Source organism: Citrobacter sp. Cpo069, from assembly GCF_030332785.1.
GTDB classification, from domain to species: domain Bacteria; phylum Pseudomonadota; class Gammaproteobacteria; order Enterobacterales; family Enterobacteriaceae; genus Citrobacter; species Citrobacter portucalensis.
In genome coordinates, this window is record NZ_JAOWHD010000034.1 from 1 (window position 1) to 16,692 (window position 16,692).

The following is a 16,692-nucleotide window of genomic DNA, read 5'->3' on the forward strand; positions in this document are numbered from 1 at the left end:
AGGTGGCGTATATTACGCTTTCCTCTTTTAGAGTCAACCCTCATTTTCAGGTTTTTCTCTTCAACCGAACCGGCTGTTTGCGTGAAGTGATTCACATCCGCCGTGTCGATGGAGGCGCATTATAGGGATCCCATTTTTTAGCACAAGTATTTTTTGGATCTTTTTTTCTGAATGCTTGTTTTTCACTCCTTTCGCTACATTCCTGCGCAATTTGGCTGATTTTTGATAGCTAAACCACTTGCACAGTCTCAATAATCCAACCAAAGTCTTCATTACTGCTCTATTTTCGTTGAGGTAAACATGTCTGATGTACTGCGTCCTTATAAGGATCTTTTCCCACAGATCGGAAATCGCGTGATGATCGACACCAGCAGTGTCGTCATTGGTGATGCCCGTTTGGCTGATGATGTCGGAATTTGGCCACTGGTTGCCATTCGTGGCGACGTTAACTATGTGCAAATTGGTGCCCGTACAAACATTCAGGACGGCAGCGTTCTCCATGTCACACATAAATCCACGTCTAATCCGCAGGGTAATCCATTGATCGTGGGTGAGGATGTAACGGTCGGTCATAAGGTCATGCTACACGGCTGTATCATTGGCAACCGCGTATTAGTCGGCATGGGTTCGATTCTGCTGGATGGCGTGGTAGTAGAAGACGACGTTATGATTGGGGCTGGGAGCCTGGTTCCCCAAAACAAACGCCTGGAAAGCGGGTATCTGTACCTGGGAAGCCCGGTTAAACAAATCCGTCCATTAAGCGATGAAGAGAAAGCAGGCTTACTATATTCAGCTAACAACTATGTTAAGTGGAAAGATGAATATTTAAGTCAGAGTAACCACACCCAACCTTGAGCATCTTCCTGCTGGGCCTGGATCAATCCTTCAGCTTCTTCTTCCAGATCCCAGCGATGCTGTTGAAAGATTTCTAACCACTGTTCAGGCGTGTCGCCGCCAAAGCGGGACGCCAGCATCTCTCCAGATATGGCACATGTTAACTGCATACCATGAACCATCGCCGGAAACACAACGGCGTTGACATCCGTGCGCCATTCTTCTCGATCGGGAAACTGGATCGCCTGATTCATGCCGACAATTCCTGCTGCATGCTTTTAATGACGGGTTCAATCTGCGGCAAAACCCCATGCCAGAGTAAAACGGCGTGCGCTGCTTGCCCCACCAGCATACCCAGGCCATCAGCATATTGTTTCGCCCCATGTTCGGCACACCAGGAGAGGAACGGTGTATCTCCTTTCTGATAAAACATGTCATAACAATAGACAGATGAGTGAATAAGAGATGTCGGAATAGCCGGTATCTCACCGCTAATTCCGCTGGATGTCGCGTTAATAATTAGATCAAAACTGTAATTATCAAGCTCGTCCATTCCTACCGCCTGTACGCTGCCGGTATGGGAGAAGATTTGTGCCAGTTCTTCAGCGCGCGAAGCGGTACGGTTAACAATAGTCACCGCACAATCCATAGAAAGAAGAGGTAATAAAACTCCACGGGATGCACCACCCGCACCAATCAACAGAACTCGCGATCCGGGACGAATAAAAGATAAACGCTCAAGATCGCTCAACAAGCCGATACCATCCGTGTTGTCTCCCAGTAAACGTCCATCCTCCAGCCGTTTAAGGGTATTGACGGCTCCAGCAAGCGATGCCCGCTCCGTTAGTTCATCGGCACGTGCAAATGCCTCTTCTTTAAAAGGCACGGTGACATTTGCCCCCTTCCCGCCCTCAGCAAAAAAAGCGTTCAGCGTATTCACAAAATCATTGATAGGCGCCAGTACACGCCCATAGGAGTGATCAATCTTCAGCTGCTCTGCAAATTGCTGATGAATAAAGGGCGATTTACTGTGCGCTATCGGATTACCAAAAACAGCATAGGCTTCTTTCATATTACCCCTGTCGAAACTGTTCACCTGTCAGAGCATCACGGATCTCCGAAGGATTCAAACGCCCCCCGGTCTCCCCTTCAACCACGGGAAAGTCTGTACCGAACTGTGCGCGAACTTCCTCTACCGTTCTGCAAGGCGGTAAGCCACTCAAATTAGCACTGGTAGAAACTAACGGTTTGCCATAAGCCTGGCACAACGCAACCACCAGCGGGTGATCGGTGACGCGAACAGCCAGAGAATCAAAGCGCCCGGTCAACCAGCGTGGCGTTGTCGCAAGCGCTGGGAAAACGAAGGTAACAGGACCAGGCCAACGGGCGAAAACAGCGTCACGTTGAGCATCGGTGAGCATGCTATCGTCGATATATGGTTTAAGTTGTTCAAAGTTTGACGCGATTAAAATTAACCCTTTATCGACCGGACGTTGTTTTAGCGCCAACAAACGGGTTACAGCCGTTTCGCTATCGGGGTCGCAGCCGACACCAAATACAGCTTCAGTTGGATAGGCGATGACTTTTTCTTGTTTCAGAACCGCTATCGCCGCAGCGATAGCGTCTGTGGGCAGGCTATTATTCACTTTTTTATTCCGCCGAAATCGGCTTTCCACATTGTTTACTGGCACAGAAATGCTTCACACCCTGCGCGGTTTTCTTTTCGATGAGAAGCGGATAATGACACTCAGGACATTCTCCGGCTAACGGTTTGAAGTTAATGACAAACTGGCACTCCGGATAGCGATCGCAGGAGTAAAAGGTTTTGCCATAACGGGAACGCCGCTGGACAAGATGACCAGTCTGGCATTGAGGACAGACTATTGCTGTTTCATCAGGCTTGTCGATGAGCTCGGTGTGATCGCACGCAGGATAGTCACTGCATCCAATAAACATACCGAATCGTCCCTGTCTCAGCACCAGCTCAGCGCCACATGCAGGACAAAGCTTACCCTCCAGAACTTTGACTACATGTCCGTCCGCGGAAGATTTCAGCGGACGGATGTAATCGCATTCTGGATAGTGTGAACAACCGAGAAACGGACCGTGTTTCCCGGAACGAATAACCAGTTCAGCCCCGCATTGTGGGCAGGGCTCGTTTTTACGCACCGTGAACAGTGCTGATTTAGCCATAACAACTCATACTGAATGAAGATTGATTAATGCAGCATACCTTCATTCACTTCAAAGAGTAATTCTTCCATTTGCTGATAGGCATTTTCACAACCTGGAATGTTGAATAGCACCATCAGAATCACCCACTTCAGGTCTTCCAGATCGAACTCTGCCGTATCTAGCGCGAGCACGCGCTCAATAACCATTTCTCGCGTTTCGAGGTTTAGCACCTGAATCTGCTCCAGGAATAGCAGGAATCCTCTACAGCTTGCATCCAGTCGGTCGCACTCTTCCGCAGTATAAATACGTATAGAAAGAGGGTCCGATGCCAGCTGCATAGGTTCAGCAAGACCATCCTGATAGTCAGCAAGCTTCTCCAGCCAAAGTAACGCGTTGTAAATGTCTTCACGATCAAAACCAGCGTCGGTAAGATCCCGTTCCAGTTTGTCCTGATCCACACGCAGCTCAGCTTCGTTATGGATATATGTCTCAAACAAATACATTAGTACGTCGAACATGGCATGCCCTCCTCAATCGGACATAGCCGCCGGGTACAGCTGCGATCCACCCTGCTAACTCCAGTTCGAGCAGTTGAGCCACTACCTCTGGCACAGGTTGGCCGGCACGTTCAGCGACGACGTCAACAGGTGTTACCTCATCTCCTACGTTAGCCAGGAGCTCCGGAAATGGCAATGCCACCTCTTCGTGATCTGGCGAATAAATTGATTTTTCAGGTTCATCTGGCAACCATTGCAGCCCATATTGCAAATTTTCAAGAATTTCCTCTGGTGTCGTCACAAGCATGGCTCCCTGCTGAATAAGCCAATGCGGGCCTTCACTTCCCGGGCTCCCAATCGGCCCAGGTAAAGCAAACACCTCTCGCCCTTGTTCAATTGCACAGCGAGCAGTAACCAGCGACCCGCTACGCTGTGCAGCTTCGACAACCAGTACACCTTTACTTAGACCACTGATAATGCGATTTCGTCGGGGAAAATTACGCGGCAAAGGGAGCATATCTAATGGGAACTCAGACACCAGTGCGCCCCCAGCCTCAATAAGTCGCTCCGCAAGACGGATATGCTGCCGTGGATGAATGGTCTCAAGTCCATTTCCCAGCACCGCAATACTTGTGCCTTGTCGGTTTATCGCAGCATTGTGCGCCACGCCATCAATCCCCCGGGCCAGACCGCTGGTGATCGTCACCCCATATGCAGCAAGCTTTTCACAAAACAACCGTCCCCAGCGTTCGCCATACCATGAATGTTGTCGACTACCGACAACGGCAACTTGAAATGAGTGGAGGCATGCGGGAGCTCCTGCAACAAAAAGCACCCCAGGATAATCCTCAATCGCACGGAGCTGTGGCGGATAATGCTCGCTGTCGGCAACCACAAAATGGTGGTTAGGCTGTTCAAGCCAGCGCAGCGTTTTTTCCAGCGTCAGATCTGAAAAGGTTAAAAAGCGTCTTGCCTGGCGTGGAGAGAATCCTGCCTGCAAGAGTACCGCGTTGTTAATGCACGGTTGAGTATTGAGCCAGTGAGCAACGCGCACTATCTCATCACCATACAGTTCATTCACTTGCGCTAAACGTAGCCAAATTTCGATTTGGGTCATCCCTGTTCCCCTGCCACAAGCAGTCCTGGCAATCTTTGCGATTGGTCACTGATGCTGTCAATCAGAGGGGGTTTTGTCTAGAATAGAGGTAATAATCTTTTCAACTCCTGAACTCAACTCTGGATAACTATGTCAGTTTTGCAAGTGTTACATATTCCGGACGAGCGCCTTCGCAAAGTCGCAAAACCGGTTGAAGAAGTGAATGCAGAAATTCAGCGTATCGTTGATGATATGTTCGAAACGATGTACGCCGAAGAAGGTATCGGTCTGGCAGCAACACAGGTCGATATTCATCAGCGCATCATTGTTATTGATGTCTCTGAAAATCGCGATGAGCAGTTGGTACTCATTAACCCAGAACTGCTGGAAAAAGACGGCGAAACCGGCATTGAAGAAGGCTGTCTGTCTATTCCTGAACAGCGTGCGTTAGTACCGCGTGCAGAGAAAGTAAAAATTCGTGCGCTCGATCGCGACGGCAAATCTTTTGAACTGGAAGCCGATGGCCTGCTCGCTATCTGCATTCAACATGAAATGGATCACCTGGTCGGTAAACTATTTATCGATTATCTGTCTCCGTTGAAGCAACAACGCATTCGTCAGAAAGTTGAAAAACTCGACCGCCTGAACGCCCGAGCTTAAGGACAAGGATCAACGTGTCAGACTCACTACGTATTATTTTTGCGGGTACACCTGACTTTGCAGCGCGTCATCTCGACGCGCTGCTGTCTTCTGGACATAACGTCGTTGGCGTGTTTACCCAACCGGACCGCCCGGCGGGACGCGGTAAAAAGCTGATGCCCAGCCCGGTAAAAGTGCTGGCAGAAGAAAAAGGGATACCGGTCTTTCAACCCGTCTCTCTTCGCCCTCAGGAAAACCAGCAACTGGTTGCTGATTTACACGCAGACGTGATGGTGGTGGTGGCATATGGCCTGATCCTGCCAAAAGCCGTACTGGAAATGCCGCGCCTGGGTTGTATCAACGTTCACGGTTCCCTGCTTCCGCGCTGGCGGGGTGCAGCACCGATCCAGCGCTCACTGTGGGCAGGCGACGCCGAAACCGGTGTTACCATCATGCAGATGGATGTTGGCCTCGACACCGGTGATATGCTGCTGAAGCTGTCCTGCCCAATTACGGCAGAAGATACCAGCGGTTCGTTATATGACAAGCTGGCAGAACTGGGGCCTCAGGGGCTGATTGAAACGCTAAAACAGCTGGCTGCCGGCACAATAAAACCGGTGGTACAAGACGAATCACTGGTTACGCATGCAGAAAAACTCAGCAAAGAAGAGGCCCGTATCGACTGGTCGCTTTCGGCTGTTCAATTGGAACGCTGCATCCGCGCCTTTAACCCCTGGCCAATGAGCTGGCTTGAAATCGATGGTCAGCCAGTGAAAGTCTGGCAAGCTTCGGTTATTGCTGTAAACACCCAGGCCGAGCCAGGCACCATTCTAGAGGCGACAAAGCAGGGTATCCAGGTCGCAACAGGCGACGGCATTCTGAATCTTATCTCTTTGCAGCCTGCCGGTAAAAAAGCCATGAGCGCGCAGGATCTGCTTAATTCGCGCCGGGAGTGGTTCGTGCCCGGAAACCGTCTGGCCTGACGGTTCATCTCTTTAAGCCCGGTGTCTCCGGGCATTTTAATTTTTGCGCTTATGAAAAAACATCTTAATTTACGCAGTATGGCGGCCCAGGCCGTCGAACAGGTTGTCGAGAAAGGACAATCACTAAGTAACGTGCTGCCCGCCATGCAGCAAAAAGTTGCCGATAAAGACAAAGCGCTGTTACAGGAACTTTGCTTCGGCGTATTGCGTACACTCTCTCAACTGGAGTGGATGATCCAGCAACTGATGGAACGTCCAATGACGGGCAAACAGCGCACCGTTCACTACCTGATCATGGTGGGCTTCTATCAACTGTTGCATACTCGTATTCCAGCGCACGCTGCGTTGGCTGAGACCGTAGAAGGCGCGGTCGTTATTAAGCGTCCACAGCTGAAAGGGCTGATCAACGGCGTACTGCGCCAGTTTCAACGCCGTCAGGATGAACTGCTGGCCGAGTTTGCGCAAAGCGATTTGCGCTTCTTACACCCCTCCTGGCTGGTGAAACGTATTAAAAGTGCTTATCCGCAGCAGTGGGAAGCCATTCTTGAAGCCAATAACCAGCGACCGCCGATGTGGCTACGAGTCAATCGTAATCACCATACTCGCGATGCCTGGCTAGACCTGCTTACCGAAGCGGGATTAACCGGTTTCCCGCATCCAGACTACCCGGATGCAGTGCGTCTGGAAACACCGGCTCCAGTTCACGCCCTCCCTGGTTTTGACGAAGGTTGGGTCACCGTTCAGGATGCTTCCGCTCAAGGATGCGTAAATTATCTGTTGCCGGAGGACGGTGAACAGATCCTCGACCTGTGCTGTGCGCCGGGCGGTAAAACCACTCACATTCTGGAAGTTGCTCCGCTAGCTAACGTCATGGCCGTCGATGTGGATGAAAAACGCTTATCGCGCGTTTACGACAATCTGAAACGTCTGGGCATGAAGGCAACCGTAAAACAGGGGGATGGCCGCTATCCACAGCAGTGGTGCGGTGAACAACAGTTTGACCGTATTTTGCTGGACGCCCCATGTTCTGCTACCGGGGTGATCCGTCGCCATCCGGATATCAAATGGCTGCGCCGCGACCGGGATATTGCCGAACTTGCCCAATTACAGGCTGAGATCCTGAATGCTACCTGGTCACATCTTAAATCTGGCGGCACGCTGGTGTATGCAACGTGTTCTATCCTGCCAGAAGAGAACCAGCAGCAAATTGCCGCCTTCCTGGCACGCACACCGGATGCGGTATTAAGCGAAACCGGTACGCCGGAAAAACCCGGACGTCAGAATTTACCGGGTGCGGAAGATGGCGATGGCTTCTTTTACGCTAAGCTAATCAAAAAGTGATGAGATAACGGGTCGCGACTGATGAAAATTATCATTCTGGGCGCAGGGCAAGTTGGCGGTACGCTGGCTGAAAACCTGGTCGGAGAGAACAACGATATCACGGTAGTCGATACCAATGGCGAACGCCTGCGCAGCCTGCAGGACAAGTTTGATCTCCGTGTCGTGCAAGGGCATGGTTCGCATCCCCGCGTATTGCGTGAAGCCGGTGCCGACGATGCCGATATGCTGGTTGCCGTAACCAGCTCAGATGAAACAAATATGGTTGCCTGCCAGGTAGCTTATTCACTGTTTAATACGCCTAATCGCATCGCCCGTATTCGTTCACCAGATTACGTTCGCGATGCCGACAAGCTGTTCCAATCCGATGCGGTGCCAATCGATCATCTGATTGCACCTGAGCAACTGGTTATCGATAGCATTTATCGCCTGATTGAATATCCGGGCGCATTGCAGGTGGTGAATTTTGCCGAAGGTAAAGTCAGTCTGGCAGTAGTAAAAGCCTATTACGGCGGGCCGCTTATCGGTAATGCGCTGTCAACAATGCGTGAGCATATGCCGCACATCGACACCCGCGTTGCGGCCATTTTCCGTCATGACCGACCGATCCGTCCGCAAGGTTCTACGATCGTTGAAGCGGGTGATGAAGTCTTCTTTATTGCGGCATCCCAGCATATACGCGCCGTAATGAGTGAACTGCAGCGTCTGGAAAAGCCGTACAAACGCATTATGTTAGTGGGTGGCGGTAATATCGGTGCGGGTCTGGCACGTCGTCTGGAAAAAGATTACAGCGTCAAACTGATCGAACGTAATCAACAACGCGCATCCGAACTTGCAGAGAAACTACAAAATACGATCGTCTTTTTTGGTGATGCTTCGGATCAAGAGTTACTGGCCGAAGAACATATCGATCAGGTCGATCTGTTCATCGCAGTGACCAACGATGATGAAGCAAATATCATGTCGGCGATGCTTGCCAAACGGATGGGTGCCAAGAAAGTAATGGTGTTGATCCAGCGCAGAGCATACGTCGATCTGGTGCAAGGCAGCGTGATCGATATTGCGATTTCACCGCAGCAGGCGACCATCTCCGCGCTGCTGAGCCACGTGCGTAAAGCTGATATTGTTGGCGTTTCTTCACTTCGCCGTGGCGTCGCAGAAGCCATTGAAGCCGTCGCACACGGGGATGAAACGACGTCGAGAGTTGTAGGGCGTTCAATTGATGAAATTAAACTTCCGCCCGGAACCATTATTGGCGCCGTTGTACGTGGTAACGATGTCATGATTGCCAACGATAACCTGCGCATTGAGCAGGGCGATCACGTAATTATGTTCCTGACAGATAAAAAGTTTATTACCGACGTCGAGCGACTATTCCAGCCAAGTCCTTTCTTCCTGTAATAATTTAGGCGCTAATACAGCGCCTTTTTTATTTCCCTTTATTTTTCATGGTCTAATAAATTTTCCTTTCGGCAATACATAAATGGAAATTGCCTAAACATTTGTTAAACTTATAAACGTCAGCTGCATAGGGAGAATAAAATGAGCATTATTAAAGAGTTTCGCGAATTCGCGATGCGCGGGAATGTTGTCGATTTGGCAGTGGGTGTCATTATTGGTGCGGCATTCGGTAAGATTGTTTCATCACTGGTTGCCGATATCATTATGCCGCCGCTGGGGCTGTTAATTGGTGGAATTGATTTTAAACAGTTTGCTTTAACGCTACGTGATGCACAGGGAGACATCCCTGCCGTGGTCATGCATTACGGTGTATTTATTCAGAATGTATTCGATTTCATTATTGTTGCGTTTGCTATCTTTATGGCAATCAAACTGATCAACAAACTGAACCGTAAAAAAGCGGAAGAGCCGGCAGCACCGCCAGCTCCATCGAAAGAAGAAGTATTGCTAAGTGAAATTCGTGACCTGCTGAAAGAACAGAATAACCGCTCTTAAGCACTCACTGAAACAAGAAGGCCAGTGGTAAAAAAGTTAATTACTTTCTTGCCACTGGCCTCCCAATTACCCCGATTGCCATGTTTGCCTTTACGCAGATAACTTCCTTTCCCTTTCTTATTTTTCTCAACGTGCTGTCTGAACAGTGGGTCATGCAGAAGCGCCTCAATGGCGTTGTCCTTTATCTGCCCTTTGGTGTGCTGATAACGACTCATAATATCTCCAGTTTGTAGTAATTTACGCCGCGAGTGTAGACCTGGCAGTTCAAGAAATCAACAGCCTGATGTTGTTCCACTGGCGCCTTGCTCAAGAGCTTCAAGAATAGAGCAGTACACGCTGCTGTGTGCCTTGCCGCAGCAAGCATCATTCAATCGCTGCAGTGACCGCTGCATCGTCTGAAGTTCAGCAATGCGGGCTTCGACTTCTTGCAGTCTTTCCTGGACGATCCCTTTTGATTCCTGACAGGTATGGTGTTCGGGATCAACCCGGATCGAAAGCAATTCACGGATCGACTCCAGAGTGAAACCAAGCTGCCGGGCATAACGAATAAACTTCAAGCGCTGAAGATCGCTTTCTGTATAGAGGCGAAATCCGCCTTCAGTACGCACTTCATGCTCCATCATCTGCTGCTTTTCATAGTAGCGGATAGTATCTGGCGTAACGTCAGCCAGTTTCGCTATTTCACCAATTCGGTACATGCTCTCTCCGCTAATCGTCGTTGATCTTTTTTAGCAGCTTATCTGCGTAGTCACCGCGTAAAAACTCGGTGCTGAGTCCAGCCTGCCGAAGTTTAAGTTCCAGTAGCGACAGTCTTCGGCTCACCTCCGGATAACTAGGATCATCTTTGCGGATCCCCGCGAGTATTTCAAGCAGCTGTATTGCCACTCTGCGTTGCTCGAGCTCAGGAGGAAGGCAACCTGCATTTTTTAATAAACGGTATCCGGCTCTGAGTTCAGGCGGGACATGGGAGTCATCGTCAAGAGTCAGCGGTTCGCCTGTTCCCGGTAAATCATCAAACTCGCCTTTAGACTGTGCATCAATAATATGGCGCTCTGCCCACTGGTCAAGTAACCACATACAACACTCCAGGGGATGAACAAAAAGAGTACAGATATTGTAGATAAGTGGGGATATGACGGATATAAAAAAACCCGCCGAGGCGGGTTTTTTTACGTTACTACAGATTACTCTGCAGCAGCTTCTGTTTTCTCTGAACGATCAACCAGCTCGATGTATGCCATCGGCGCGTTGTCGCCTGCACGGAAACCACACTTCAGAATGCGAGTGTAACCACCGGCGCGGCTCGCAAAACGCGGGCCCAGTTCGTTAAACAGTTTTGCCACGATCTCGTTATCACGAGTACGGGCGAATGCCAGACGACGATTAGCTACGCTATCAGTCTTGGCAAGAGTAATCAGCGGCTCAACTACGCGACGCAGCTCTTTCGCTTTCGGCAGAGTCGTCTTGATGATTTCATGACGAACCAGTGAACCTGCCATATTGCGGAACATAGCCTGGCGATGGCTGCTGTTGCGGTTCAGTTGACGACCACTCTTACGATGGCGCATGACCTTATCCTTCTCAGTAAAACCTTAACCTGTGATCCGGTTACTCGTCAGCGATGCTTGCCGGTGGCCAGTTTTCCAGGCGCATGCCCAGAGACAGTCCACGGGAAGCCAGCACGTCTTTAATCTCGGTAAGAGATTTTTTACCAAGGTTAGGCGTCTTAAGAAGCTCAACCTCGGTACGCTGTACCAGATCACCGATATAGTGGATAGCTTCTGCTTTGAGGCAGTTAGCAGAGCGGACAGTCAATTCCAGATCGTCAACAGGGCGCAGCAGGATCGGATCGAATTCTGGTTTCTCTTCTTTAACTTCCGGCTGACGTACATCACGTAAATCAACGAAAGCTTCCAGTTGTTCAGCCAGAATGGTTGCCGCACGACGAATCGCCTCTTCAGGATCGATTGTGCCGTTGGTTTCCATTTCGATGACCAGCTTGTCCAGGTCGGTACGCTGTTCTACACGCGCTGCTTCAACATTGTAGGCAATACGCTCTACAGGGCTGTAGCATGCGTCGACCAGCAGACGGCCGATTGGGCGCTCATCTTCTTCCGAATGAATTCGGGTAGAAGCCGGCACATAACCACGACCGCGCTGAACTTTGATACGCATGCTAATAGATGCATTCTCATCGGTCAGGTGGCAGATCACGTGCTGTGGCTTGACGATTTCGACATCACCATCATGGGTAATGTCGGCTGCAGTCACAGGGCCAATGCCAGATTTATTCAAGGTAAGAATAACGTCATCTTTACCCTGAACTCTCACCGCCAGCCCTTTCAGGTTGAGCAGGATTTCCAGGATATCTTCCTGAACGCCTTCTTTGGTGCTGTACTCATGTAGTACACCATCAATCTCAACCTCGGTCACCGCGCAACCCGGCATCGATGAGAGCAGAATACGGCGCAGTGCGTTACCCAAAGTATGGCCAAAGCCACGCTCTAAAGGCTCAAGGGTCACCTTGGCGTGCGTCGAACTCACTTGCTCGATATCTACCAGGCGCGGTTTTAGAAACTCTGTCACAGAACCCTGCATTGTGTCCTCTCTTTGGTACTAAGCTTTACTTGGAGTAAAGCTCGACGATCAGGTGTTCGTTAATGTCCGCAGACAGATCAGAACGCTCCGGCTTACGCTTGAACGTACCTTCCATCTTGCCAGCATCAACTTCCAGCCAGGTTGGCTTTTCACGCTGCTCAGCCAGCTCCAGAGCGGCTTTCACGCGAGACTGCTTCTTCGCTTTCTCACGAATGCTAACAACGTCATTCGGACTAACCTGATAAGAAGCGATGTTAACAACACGACCGTTTACCATAATTGCTTTATGGCTGACCAGCTGACGTGCTTCTGCACGAGTGGCACCGAAGCCCATACGGTATACAACGTTGTCCAGACGACCTTCCAGCAGACCCAACAGGTTTTCACCGGTGTTGCCTTTCAGACGCGCTGCTTCTTTGTAGTAGTTACGGAACTGACGCTCCAGCACACCGTAGATACGGCGAACTTTTTGCTTTTCACGCAACTGCACACCATAGTCAGACAGACGCGGTTTACGCGCACCGTGCTGGCCAGGAGCTTGTTCAATTTTACACTTGGTATCGATCGCGCGAACGCCAGACTTAAGGAATAAGTCAGTGCCCTCACGACGGCTCAGCTTGAGCTTAGGACCCAAATATCTTGCCATTTTCTTTCTCCAACAATCCTAGAAACGACAGCGTTATACGCGACGTTTTTTCGGCGGACGACAACCGTTATGAGGGATCGGAGTCACATCAGTAATATTAGTGATGCGGAAACCAGCGGCGTTCAGAGCACGAACAGTAGATTCGCGACCTGGACCCGGTCCTTTGACCATAACTTCCAGATTCTTGATACCGTATTCTTTTACGGCTTCAGCGCAACGCTCTGCTGCAACCTGAGCTGCAAACGGAGTGGATTTGCGAGAACCACGGAAACCGGAACCACCGGCTGTTGCCCAACCCAGTGCGTTACCCTGACGATCAGTAATGGTAACGATGGTGTTGTTAAAAGAAGCATGGATATGAGCCACGCCGTCAGAGACTTGTTTTCTTACACGTTTACGTGCACGAATTGGTGCCTTTGCCATTATTCAATCACCCCGATTATTTCTTGATCGGTTTGCGCGGACCCTTACGGGTACGTGCGTTGGTCTTGGTACGCTGACCGCGAACCGGGAGACCACGACGATGACGCAAACCGCGATAGCAACCAAGGTCCATAAGGCGCTTGATGCTCATGCTAACTTCACGGCGCAGATCACCTTCAACGACAAATTTGGCAACTTCGTCACGCAGCGTGTCGATTTGTTCTTCAGACAGCTCACTGATCTTAACATCTTCAGCGATACCCGCTGCAGCCAGAATGGCTTTAGAACGGGTCTTGCCGACGCCGTAGATCGAAGTTAATGCGATCACAGCATGTTTCTGATCAGGAATGTTAATGCCTGCTATACGGGCCACTATGCACTCCTACTATTTAATATGTACGCACCATGCTGAAAAGCCCGTTTTCAGGATACTCAAATGGAAACGCACAGACATACAAAAGATTGGCTGGCTAATCTAGCCAGCTCAACCCAACTTTGCAAGAAAAATATGCGAATAAATCAGCCTTGGCGCTGTTTATGCTTCGGCTCGGCACTGCAAATCACACGGATGACACCATCACGCTTAACGATTTTGCAGTTACGGCATAATTTCTTGACGGAAGCACGAACTTTCATTTTTACTCTCCGTAACTTCTCGGGCGACTGTTAACGGCCGTAGCCTTTCAGATTCGCCTTCTTCAATGCAGACTCGTACTGACTTGACATCATCAGAGTTTGCACTTGAGCCATAAAGTCCATAATCACGACAACAACGATAAGCAGTGAGGTCCCACCGAAGTAGAACGGTACTTTCATTGCATCACGCATGAACTCCGGGATCAGGCAGATAAAGGTAATGTAGAGCGCACCAACCAAAGTCAGGCGGGTCATTACTTTATCGATATACTTCGCCGTTTGCTCTCCCGGACGAATTCCTGGTACAAATGCACCGGACTTCTTCAGGTTATCTGCTGTTTCACGCGGGTTGAAAACCAACGCCGTGTAGAAGAAACAGAAGAATATGATTGCAGACGCATAGAGTAACACATAAAGCGGTTGCCCAGGCTGCAAATACAGCGAAATTGTTGTCAGCCAGTTCCAACCAGTCCCGCCCCCGAACCATGACGCGATGGTCGCCGGGAACAGAATAATACTGGAAGCGAAGATTGCCGGGATTACCCCCGCCATATTCACTTTCAGCGGTAAATGTGTGCTCTGTGCAGCATAGACACGACGACCTTGCTGACGTTTCGCGTAGTTTACCACAATACGGCGTTGACCACGCTCAACAAATACAACAAAGAACGTCACTGCGAATACTAATACTGCAACCAACAGCAACACGAGGAAGTGCAGGTCGCCTTGACGCGCTTGCTCGATAGTATGGGCAATGGCTGGCGGGAGTCCCGCGACAATACCGGCGAAGATAATGATTGAGATACCGTTGCCGATACCACGTTCAGTAATCTGTTCGCCCAACCACATCAGGAACATCGTCCCTGTAACCAGACTTACAACAGCGGTGAAATAGAATGCAAAGCCTGGGTTCATCACCAGGCCCTGCATACCAGGCATATTCGGCAGACCGGTAGCAATACCGATCGACTGGAATATTGCCAGCACCAGAGTACCGTAGCGGGTGTACTGGCTGATCTTACGACGACCAGACTCCCCTTCTTTCTTAATTTCTGCCAGCGTTGGATGAACCACCGTCAGCAGCTGGATAATGATCGACGCCGAAATATACGGCATGATCCCCAGAGCAAAGATAGAAGCACGGCTGAGAGCACCACCAGAGAACATGTTAAACATTTCAATGATGGTGCCTCGCTGTTGCTCAAGCAGTTTGGCAAGTACAGCGGCATCAATACCAGGGATCGGAATGAAAGAGCCAATACGGAACACAATCAGCGCGCCGATTACAAACAGCAGTCTGCGTTTCAGCTCGCCTAAGCCACCTTTGGCACTTTGAAAATCTAATCCCGGTTGTTTAGCCATCTGCTACTTATTCCTCGATTTTACCGCCAGCAGCTTCGATAGCAGCACGAGCGCCTTTAGTAACACGCAGGCCACGAACAGTTACCGGAGTAGTGACTTCACCAGCCAGGATCACTTTCGCGAACTCGATCTGGATACCGATAATGTTAGCTGCTTTCAGCGTGTTCAGGTCTACAACACCGCCTTCAACTTTAGCCAGGTCAGACAGACGAACTTCGGCTGTAATCGCTGCTTTACGTGAAGTGAAGCCGAATTTCGGCAGACGACGGTACAGAGGCATCTGACCACCCTCGAAACCGCGACGTACGCCACCGCCAGAACGAGACTTCTGACCTTTGTGACCACGACCACCGGTTTTACCGAGGCCAGAACCGATACCACGACCCAGGCGGCGAGCCGCTTTTTTAGAGCCTTCGGCCGGAGACAGAGTATTTAAACGCATCTCTTACTCCTCAACTTTAACCATGAAGGAAACCGCGTTGACCATACCACGAACAGCAGGAGTATCCTCGCGCTCTACGGTGTGACCAATACGACGCAGACCCAGGCCAAGCAGCGTTGCCTTGTGTTTCGGCAGACGACCGATTGCACTGCGGGTTTGAGTAATTTTAATAGTCTTTGCCATGGTTTATTTCCCCAGAATTTCTTCAACGGATTTACCACGCTTGGCAGCGACCATTTCCGGAGATTTCATATTTTCCAGGCCATCGATAGTTGCACGAACCACGTTAATCGGGTTAGTGGAACCATACGCTTTAGCCAGAACGTTACGAACTCCAGCGACTTCCAGAACGGCGCGCATTGCACCACCGGCGATGATACCGGTACCTTCGGAAGCCGGCTGCATGAATACACGAGAACCCGTGTGAGTACCCTTAACCGGGTGCTGCAGGGTGCCGTGGTTCAGCGCGACGTTAATCATATTGCGACGGGCTTTTTCCATCGCTTTCTGGATCGCTGCTGGAACTTCACGCGCTTTACCGTAACCAAAACCAACGCGACCGTTACCATCACCAACTACAGTCAGAGCTGTGAAGGAGAAAATACGACCACCTTTAACGGTTTTAGATACGCGGTTAACCGCGATCAGCTTTTCCTGCAGTTCGCCAGCTTGTTTTTCGATGTGAGCCATCTTACACCTCTACCTTAGAACTGAAGGCCAGCTTCACGGGCAGCATCTGCCAGTGCCTGGACACGACCATGATATTGGAACCCGGAACGGTCAAAAGAAACATCTTTGATGCCTTTTTCCAGAGCGCGTTCAGCAACAGCTTTACCTACAGCTGCAGCAGCGTCTTTGTTACCGGTGTACTTCAATTGTTCAGCGATAGCTTTTTCTACAGTAGAAGCAGCTACCAGAACTTCAGAACCGTTCGGTGCAATTACCTGTGCGTAAATATGACGCGGGGTACGATGTACCACCAGGCGAGTTGCACCCAGCTCCTGGAGCTTGCGGCGTGCGCGGGTCGCACGACGGATACGAGCAGATTTCTTATCCATAGTGTTACC

The 16,692-nt window shown here is 50.2% G+C and carries 26 protein-coding genes; 6 read left to right on the forward strand and 20 right to left on the reverse strand.

What is annotated here, in order from left to right; all coding sequences use genetic code 11:
- Positions 1 to 300: 300 nt before the first annotated feature.
- On the forward strand, positions 301 to 855 hold the full coding sequence (locus OGY08_RS01660; protein WP_125363756.1) for a gamma carbonic anhydrase family protein: 555 nt from the start codon (positions 301 to 303) through the stop codon (positions 853 to 855).
- Here the strand turns inward: OGY08_RS01660 and OGY08_RS01665 are convergent.
- The 6 genes from OGY08_RS01665 to dprA are packed head-to-tail and all read right to left on the reverse strand — an operon-like array spanning position 831 to position 4,623.
- Complete coding sequence (locus tag OGY08_RS01665) at positions 831 to 1,088, reverse strand: DUF1488 family protein (RefSeq protein WP_008786281.1); 258 nt, start codon at positions 1,086 to 1,088, stop codon at positions 831 to 833. The two genes, OGY08_RS01660 and OGY08_RS01665, sit on opposite strands and share 25 nt — an antisense overlap.
- On the reverse strand, positions 1,085 to 1,906 hold the full coding sequence (gene aroE, locus OGY08_RS01670; RefSeq protein ID WP_125363755.1) for a shikimate dehydrogenase: 822 nt from the start codon (positions 1,904 to 1,906) through the stop codon (positions 1,085 to 1,087). Before aroE ends, OGY08_RS01665 begins: the two co-directional genes overlap by 4 nt.
- A 1-nt stretch (position 1,907) precedes the next feature.
- Positions 1,908 to 2,480: an L-threonylcarbamoyladenylate synthase type 1 TsaC gene (gene tsaC, locus OGY08_RS01675; RefSeq protein ID WP_008786283.1), complete on the reverse strand. Its 573-nt coding sequence runs from the start codon at positions 2,478 to 2,480 to the stop codon at positions 1,908 to 1,910.
- Positions 2,481 to 2,484: 4 nt separating this feature from the next.
- On the reverse strand, positions 2,485 to 3,027 hold the full coding sequence (locus tag OGY08_RS01680; RefSeq protein WP_008786284.1) for a DNA topoisomerase family protein: 543 nt from the start codon (positions 3,025 to 3,027) through the stop codon (positions 2,485 to 2,487).
- 26 nt (positions 3,028 to 3,053) lie between these two features.
- The gene (smg, locus tag OGY08_RS01685) at positions 3,054 to 3,527 is read right to left on the reverse strand and encodes a DUF494 family protein Smg (protein ID WP_003031162.1); all 474 of its coding nucleotides are present in this window, start codon (positions 3,525 to 3,527) and stop codon (positions 3,054 to 3,056) included.
- Positions 3,499 to 4,623: a DNA-protecting protein DprA gene (gene dprA / locus OGY08_RS01690; protein WP_125363754.1), complete on the reverse strand. Its 1,125-nt coding sequence runs from the start codon at positions 4,621 to 4,623 to the stop codon at positions 3,499 to 3,501. Before dprA ends, smg begins: the two co-directional genes overlap by 29 nt.
- 129 nt (positions 4,624 to 4,752) lie before the next feature.
- Between dprA and def the strand changes: the two genes are divergently transcribed.
- From def to mscL, 5 genes are all read left to right on the forward strand, one after another.
- On the forward strand, positions 4,753 to 5,262 hold the full coding sequence (gene def / locus OGY08_RS01695) for a peptide deformylase (protein WP_003828283.1): 510 nt from the start codon (positions 4,753 to 4,755) through the stop codon (positions 5,260 to 5,262).
- 14 nt (positions 5,263 to 5,276) lie between these two features.
- On the forward strand, positions 5,277 to 6,224 hold the full coding sequence (gene fmt, locus OGY08_RS01700; protein WP_048215427.1) for a methionyl-tRNA formyltransferase: 948 nt from the start codon (positions 5,277 to 5,279) through the stop codon (positions 6,222 to 6,224).
- A gap of 51 nt (positions 6,225 to 6,275) precedes the next feature.
- Positions 6,276 to 7,565 carry a 16S rRNA (cytosine(967)-C(5))-methyltransferase RsmB gene (gene rsmB / locus OGY08_RS01705; protein WP_032945172.1) on the forward strand — a complete coding sequence of 430 codons (1,290 nt, stop codon included), beginning with the start codon at positions 6,276 to 6,278 and terminating at the stop codon, positions 7,563 to 7,565.
- 21 nt (positions 7,566 to 7,586) lie between these two features.
- Complete coding sequence (trkA, locus tag OGY08_RS01710; protein ID WP_003031153.1) at positions 7,587 to 8,963, forward strand: Trk system potassium transporter TrkA; 1,377 nt, start codon at positions 7,587 to 7,589, stop codon at positions 8,961 to 8,963.
- Between the two features lie 141 nt (positions 8,964 to 9,104).
- Positions 9,105 to 9,518, forward strand: coding sequence for a large-conductance mechanosensitive channel protein MscL (gene mscL, locus OGY08_RS01715; RefSeq protein ID WP_003031152.1), 414 nt, complete (start codon positions 9,105 to 9,107; stop codon positions 9,516 to 9,518).
- On the opposite strand, the gene OGY08_RS01720 is transcribed toward mscL, so the two are convergent.
- From OGY08_RS01720 to rplR, 14 genes are all read right to left on the reverse strand, one after another.
- Entirely contained in the window at positions 9,515 to 9,733 is a 219-nt protein-coding gene (locus tag OGY08_RS01720) for an alternative ribosome-rescue factor A (protein ID WP_125363753.1), read from the reverse strand. The two genes, mscL and OGY08_RS01720, sit on opposite strands and share 4 nt — an antisense overlap.
- 57 nt (positions 9,734 to 9,790) lie before the next feature.
- Positions 9,791 to 10,216, reverse strand: coding sequence for a Zn(2+)-responsive transcriptional regulator (gene zntR / locus OGY08_RS01725; RefSeq protein WP_003031145.1), 426 nt, complete (start codon positions 10,214 to 10,216; stop codon positions 9,791 to 9,793).
- A 10-nt stretch (positions 10,217 to 10,226) separates the two neighbouring features.
- Entirely contained in the window at positions 10,227 to 10,595 is a 369-nt protein-coding gene (locus tag OGY08_RS01730; protein ID WP_125363752.1) for a DnaJ family domain-containing protein, read from the reverse strand.
- Between the two features lie 107 nt (positions 10,596 to 10,702).
- Complete coding sequence (gene rplQ / locus OGY08_RS01735; RefSeq protein ID WP_001216370.1) at positions 10,703 to 11,086, reverse strand: 50S ribosomal protein L17; 384 nt, start codon at positions 11,084 to 11,086, stop codon at positions 10,703 to 10,705.
- Positions 11,087 to 11,126: 40 nt separating this feature from the next.
- On the reverse strand, positions 11,127 to 12,116 hold the full coding sequence (locus OGY08_RS01740; RefSeq protein ID WP_003031139.1) for a DNA-directed RNA polymerase subunit alpha: 990 nt from the start codon (positions 12,114 to 12,116) through the stop codon (positions 11,127 to 11,129).
- Between the two features lie 25 nt (positions 12,117 to 12,141).
- Positions 12,142 to 12,762, reverse strand: a complete 621-nt coding sequence (gene rpsD, locus OGY08_RS01745; protein WP_003031138.1) for a 30S ribosomal protein S4 — start codon at positions 12,760 to 12,762, stop codon at positions 12,142 to 12,144.
- Between the two features lie 33 nt (positions 12,763 to 12,795).
- Positions 12,796 to 13,185 carry a 30S ribosomal protein S11 gene (gene rpsK / locus OGY08_RS01750; protein WP_003031137.1) on the reverse strand — a complete coding sequence of 130 codons (390 nt, stop codon included), beginning with the start codon at positions 13,183 to 13,185 and terminating at the stop codon, positions 12,796 to 12,798.
- A gap of 16 nt (positions 13,186 to 13,201) precedes the next feature.
- Positions 13,202 to 13,558, reverse strand: coding sequence for a 30S ribosomal protein S13 (gene rpsM / locus OGY08_RS01755; protein ID WP_003031135.1), 357 nt, complete (start codon positions 13,556 to 13,558; stop codon positions 13,202 to 13,204).
- A gap of 146 nt (positions 13,559 to 13,704) precedes the next feature.
- Positions 13,705 to 13,821, reverse strand: a complete 117-nt coding sequence (gene rpmJ, locus OGY08_RS01760; protein WP_000868187.1) for a 50S ribosomal protein L36 — start codon at positions 13,819 to 13,821, stop codon at positions 13,705 to 13,707.
- Positions 13,822 to 13,851: 30 nt separating this feature from the next.
- Entirely contained in the window at positions 13,852 to 15,183 is a 1,332-nt protein-coding gene (gene secY, locus OGY08_RS01765; RefSeq protein WP_001118864.1) for a preprotein translocase subunit SecY, read from the reverse strand.
- A gap of 7 nt (positions 15,184 to 15,190) precedes the next feature.
- Positions 15,191 to 15,625, reverse strand: coding sequence for a 50S ribosomal protein L15 (gene rplO / locus OGY08_RS01770; protein WP_003031132.1), 435 nt, complete (start codon positions 15,623 to 15,625; stop codon positions 15,191 to 15,193).
- 3 nt (positions 15,626 to 15,628) lie between these two features.
- A complete protein-coding gene (gene rpmD, locus OGY08_RS01775; protein ID WP_001140434.1) occupies positions 15,629 to 15,808 on the reverse strand; it encodes a 50S ribosomal protein L30 in 180 nt (59 codons plus the stop codon).
- Positions 15,809 to 15,811: 3 nt separating this feature from the next.
- A complete protein-coding gene (gene rpsE, locus OGY08_RS01780; RefSeq protein WP_003031131.1) occupies positions 15,812 to 16,315 on the reverse strand; it encodes a 30S ribosomal protein S5 in 504 nt (167 codons plus the stop codon).
- Between the two features lie 14 nt (positions 16,316 to 16,329).
- Positions 16,330 to 16,683, reverse strand: coding sequence for a 50S ribosomal protein L18 (rplR, locus tag OGY08_RS01785; RefSeq protein WP_000358960.1), 354 nt, complete (start codon positions 16,681 to 16,683; stop codon positions 16,330 to 16,332).
- Positions 16,684 to 16,692: the final 9 nt, after the last annotated feature.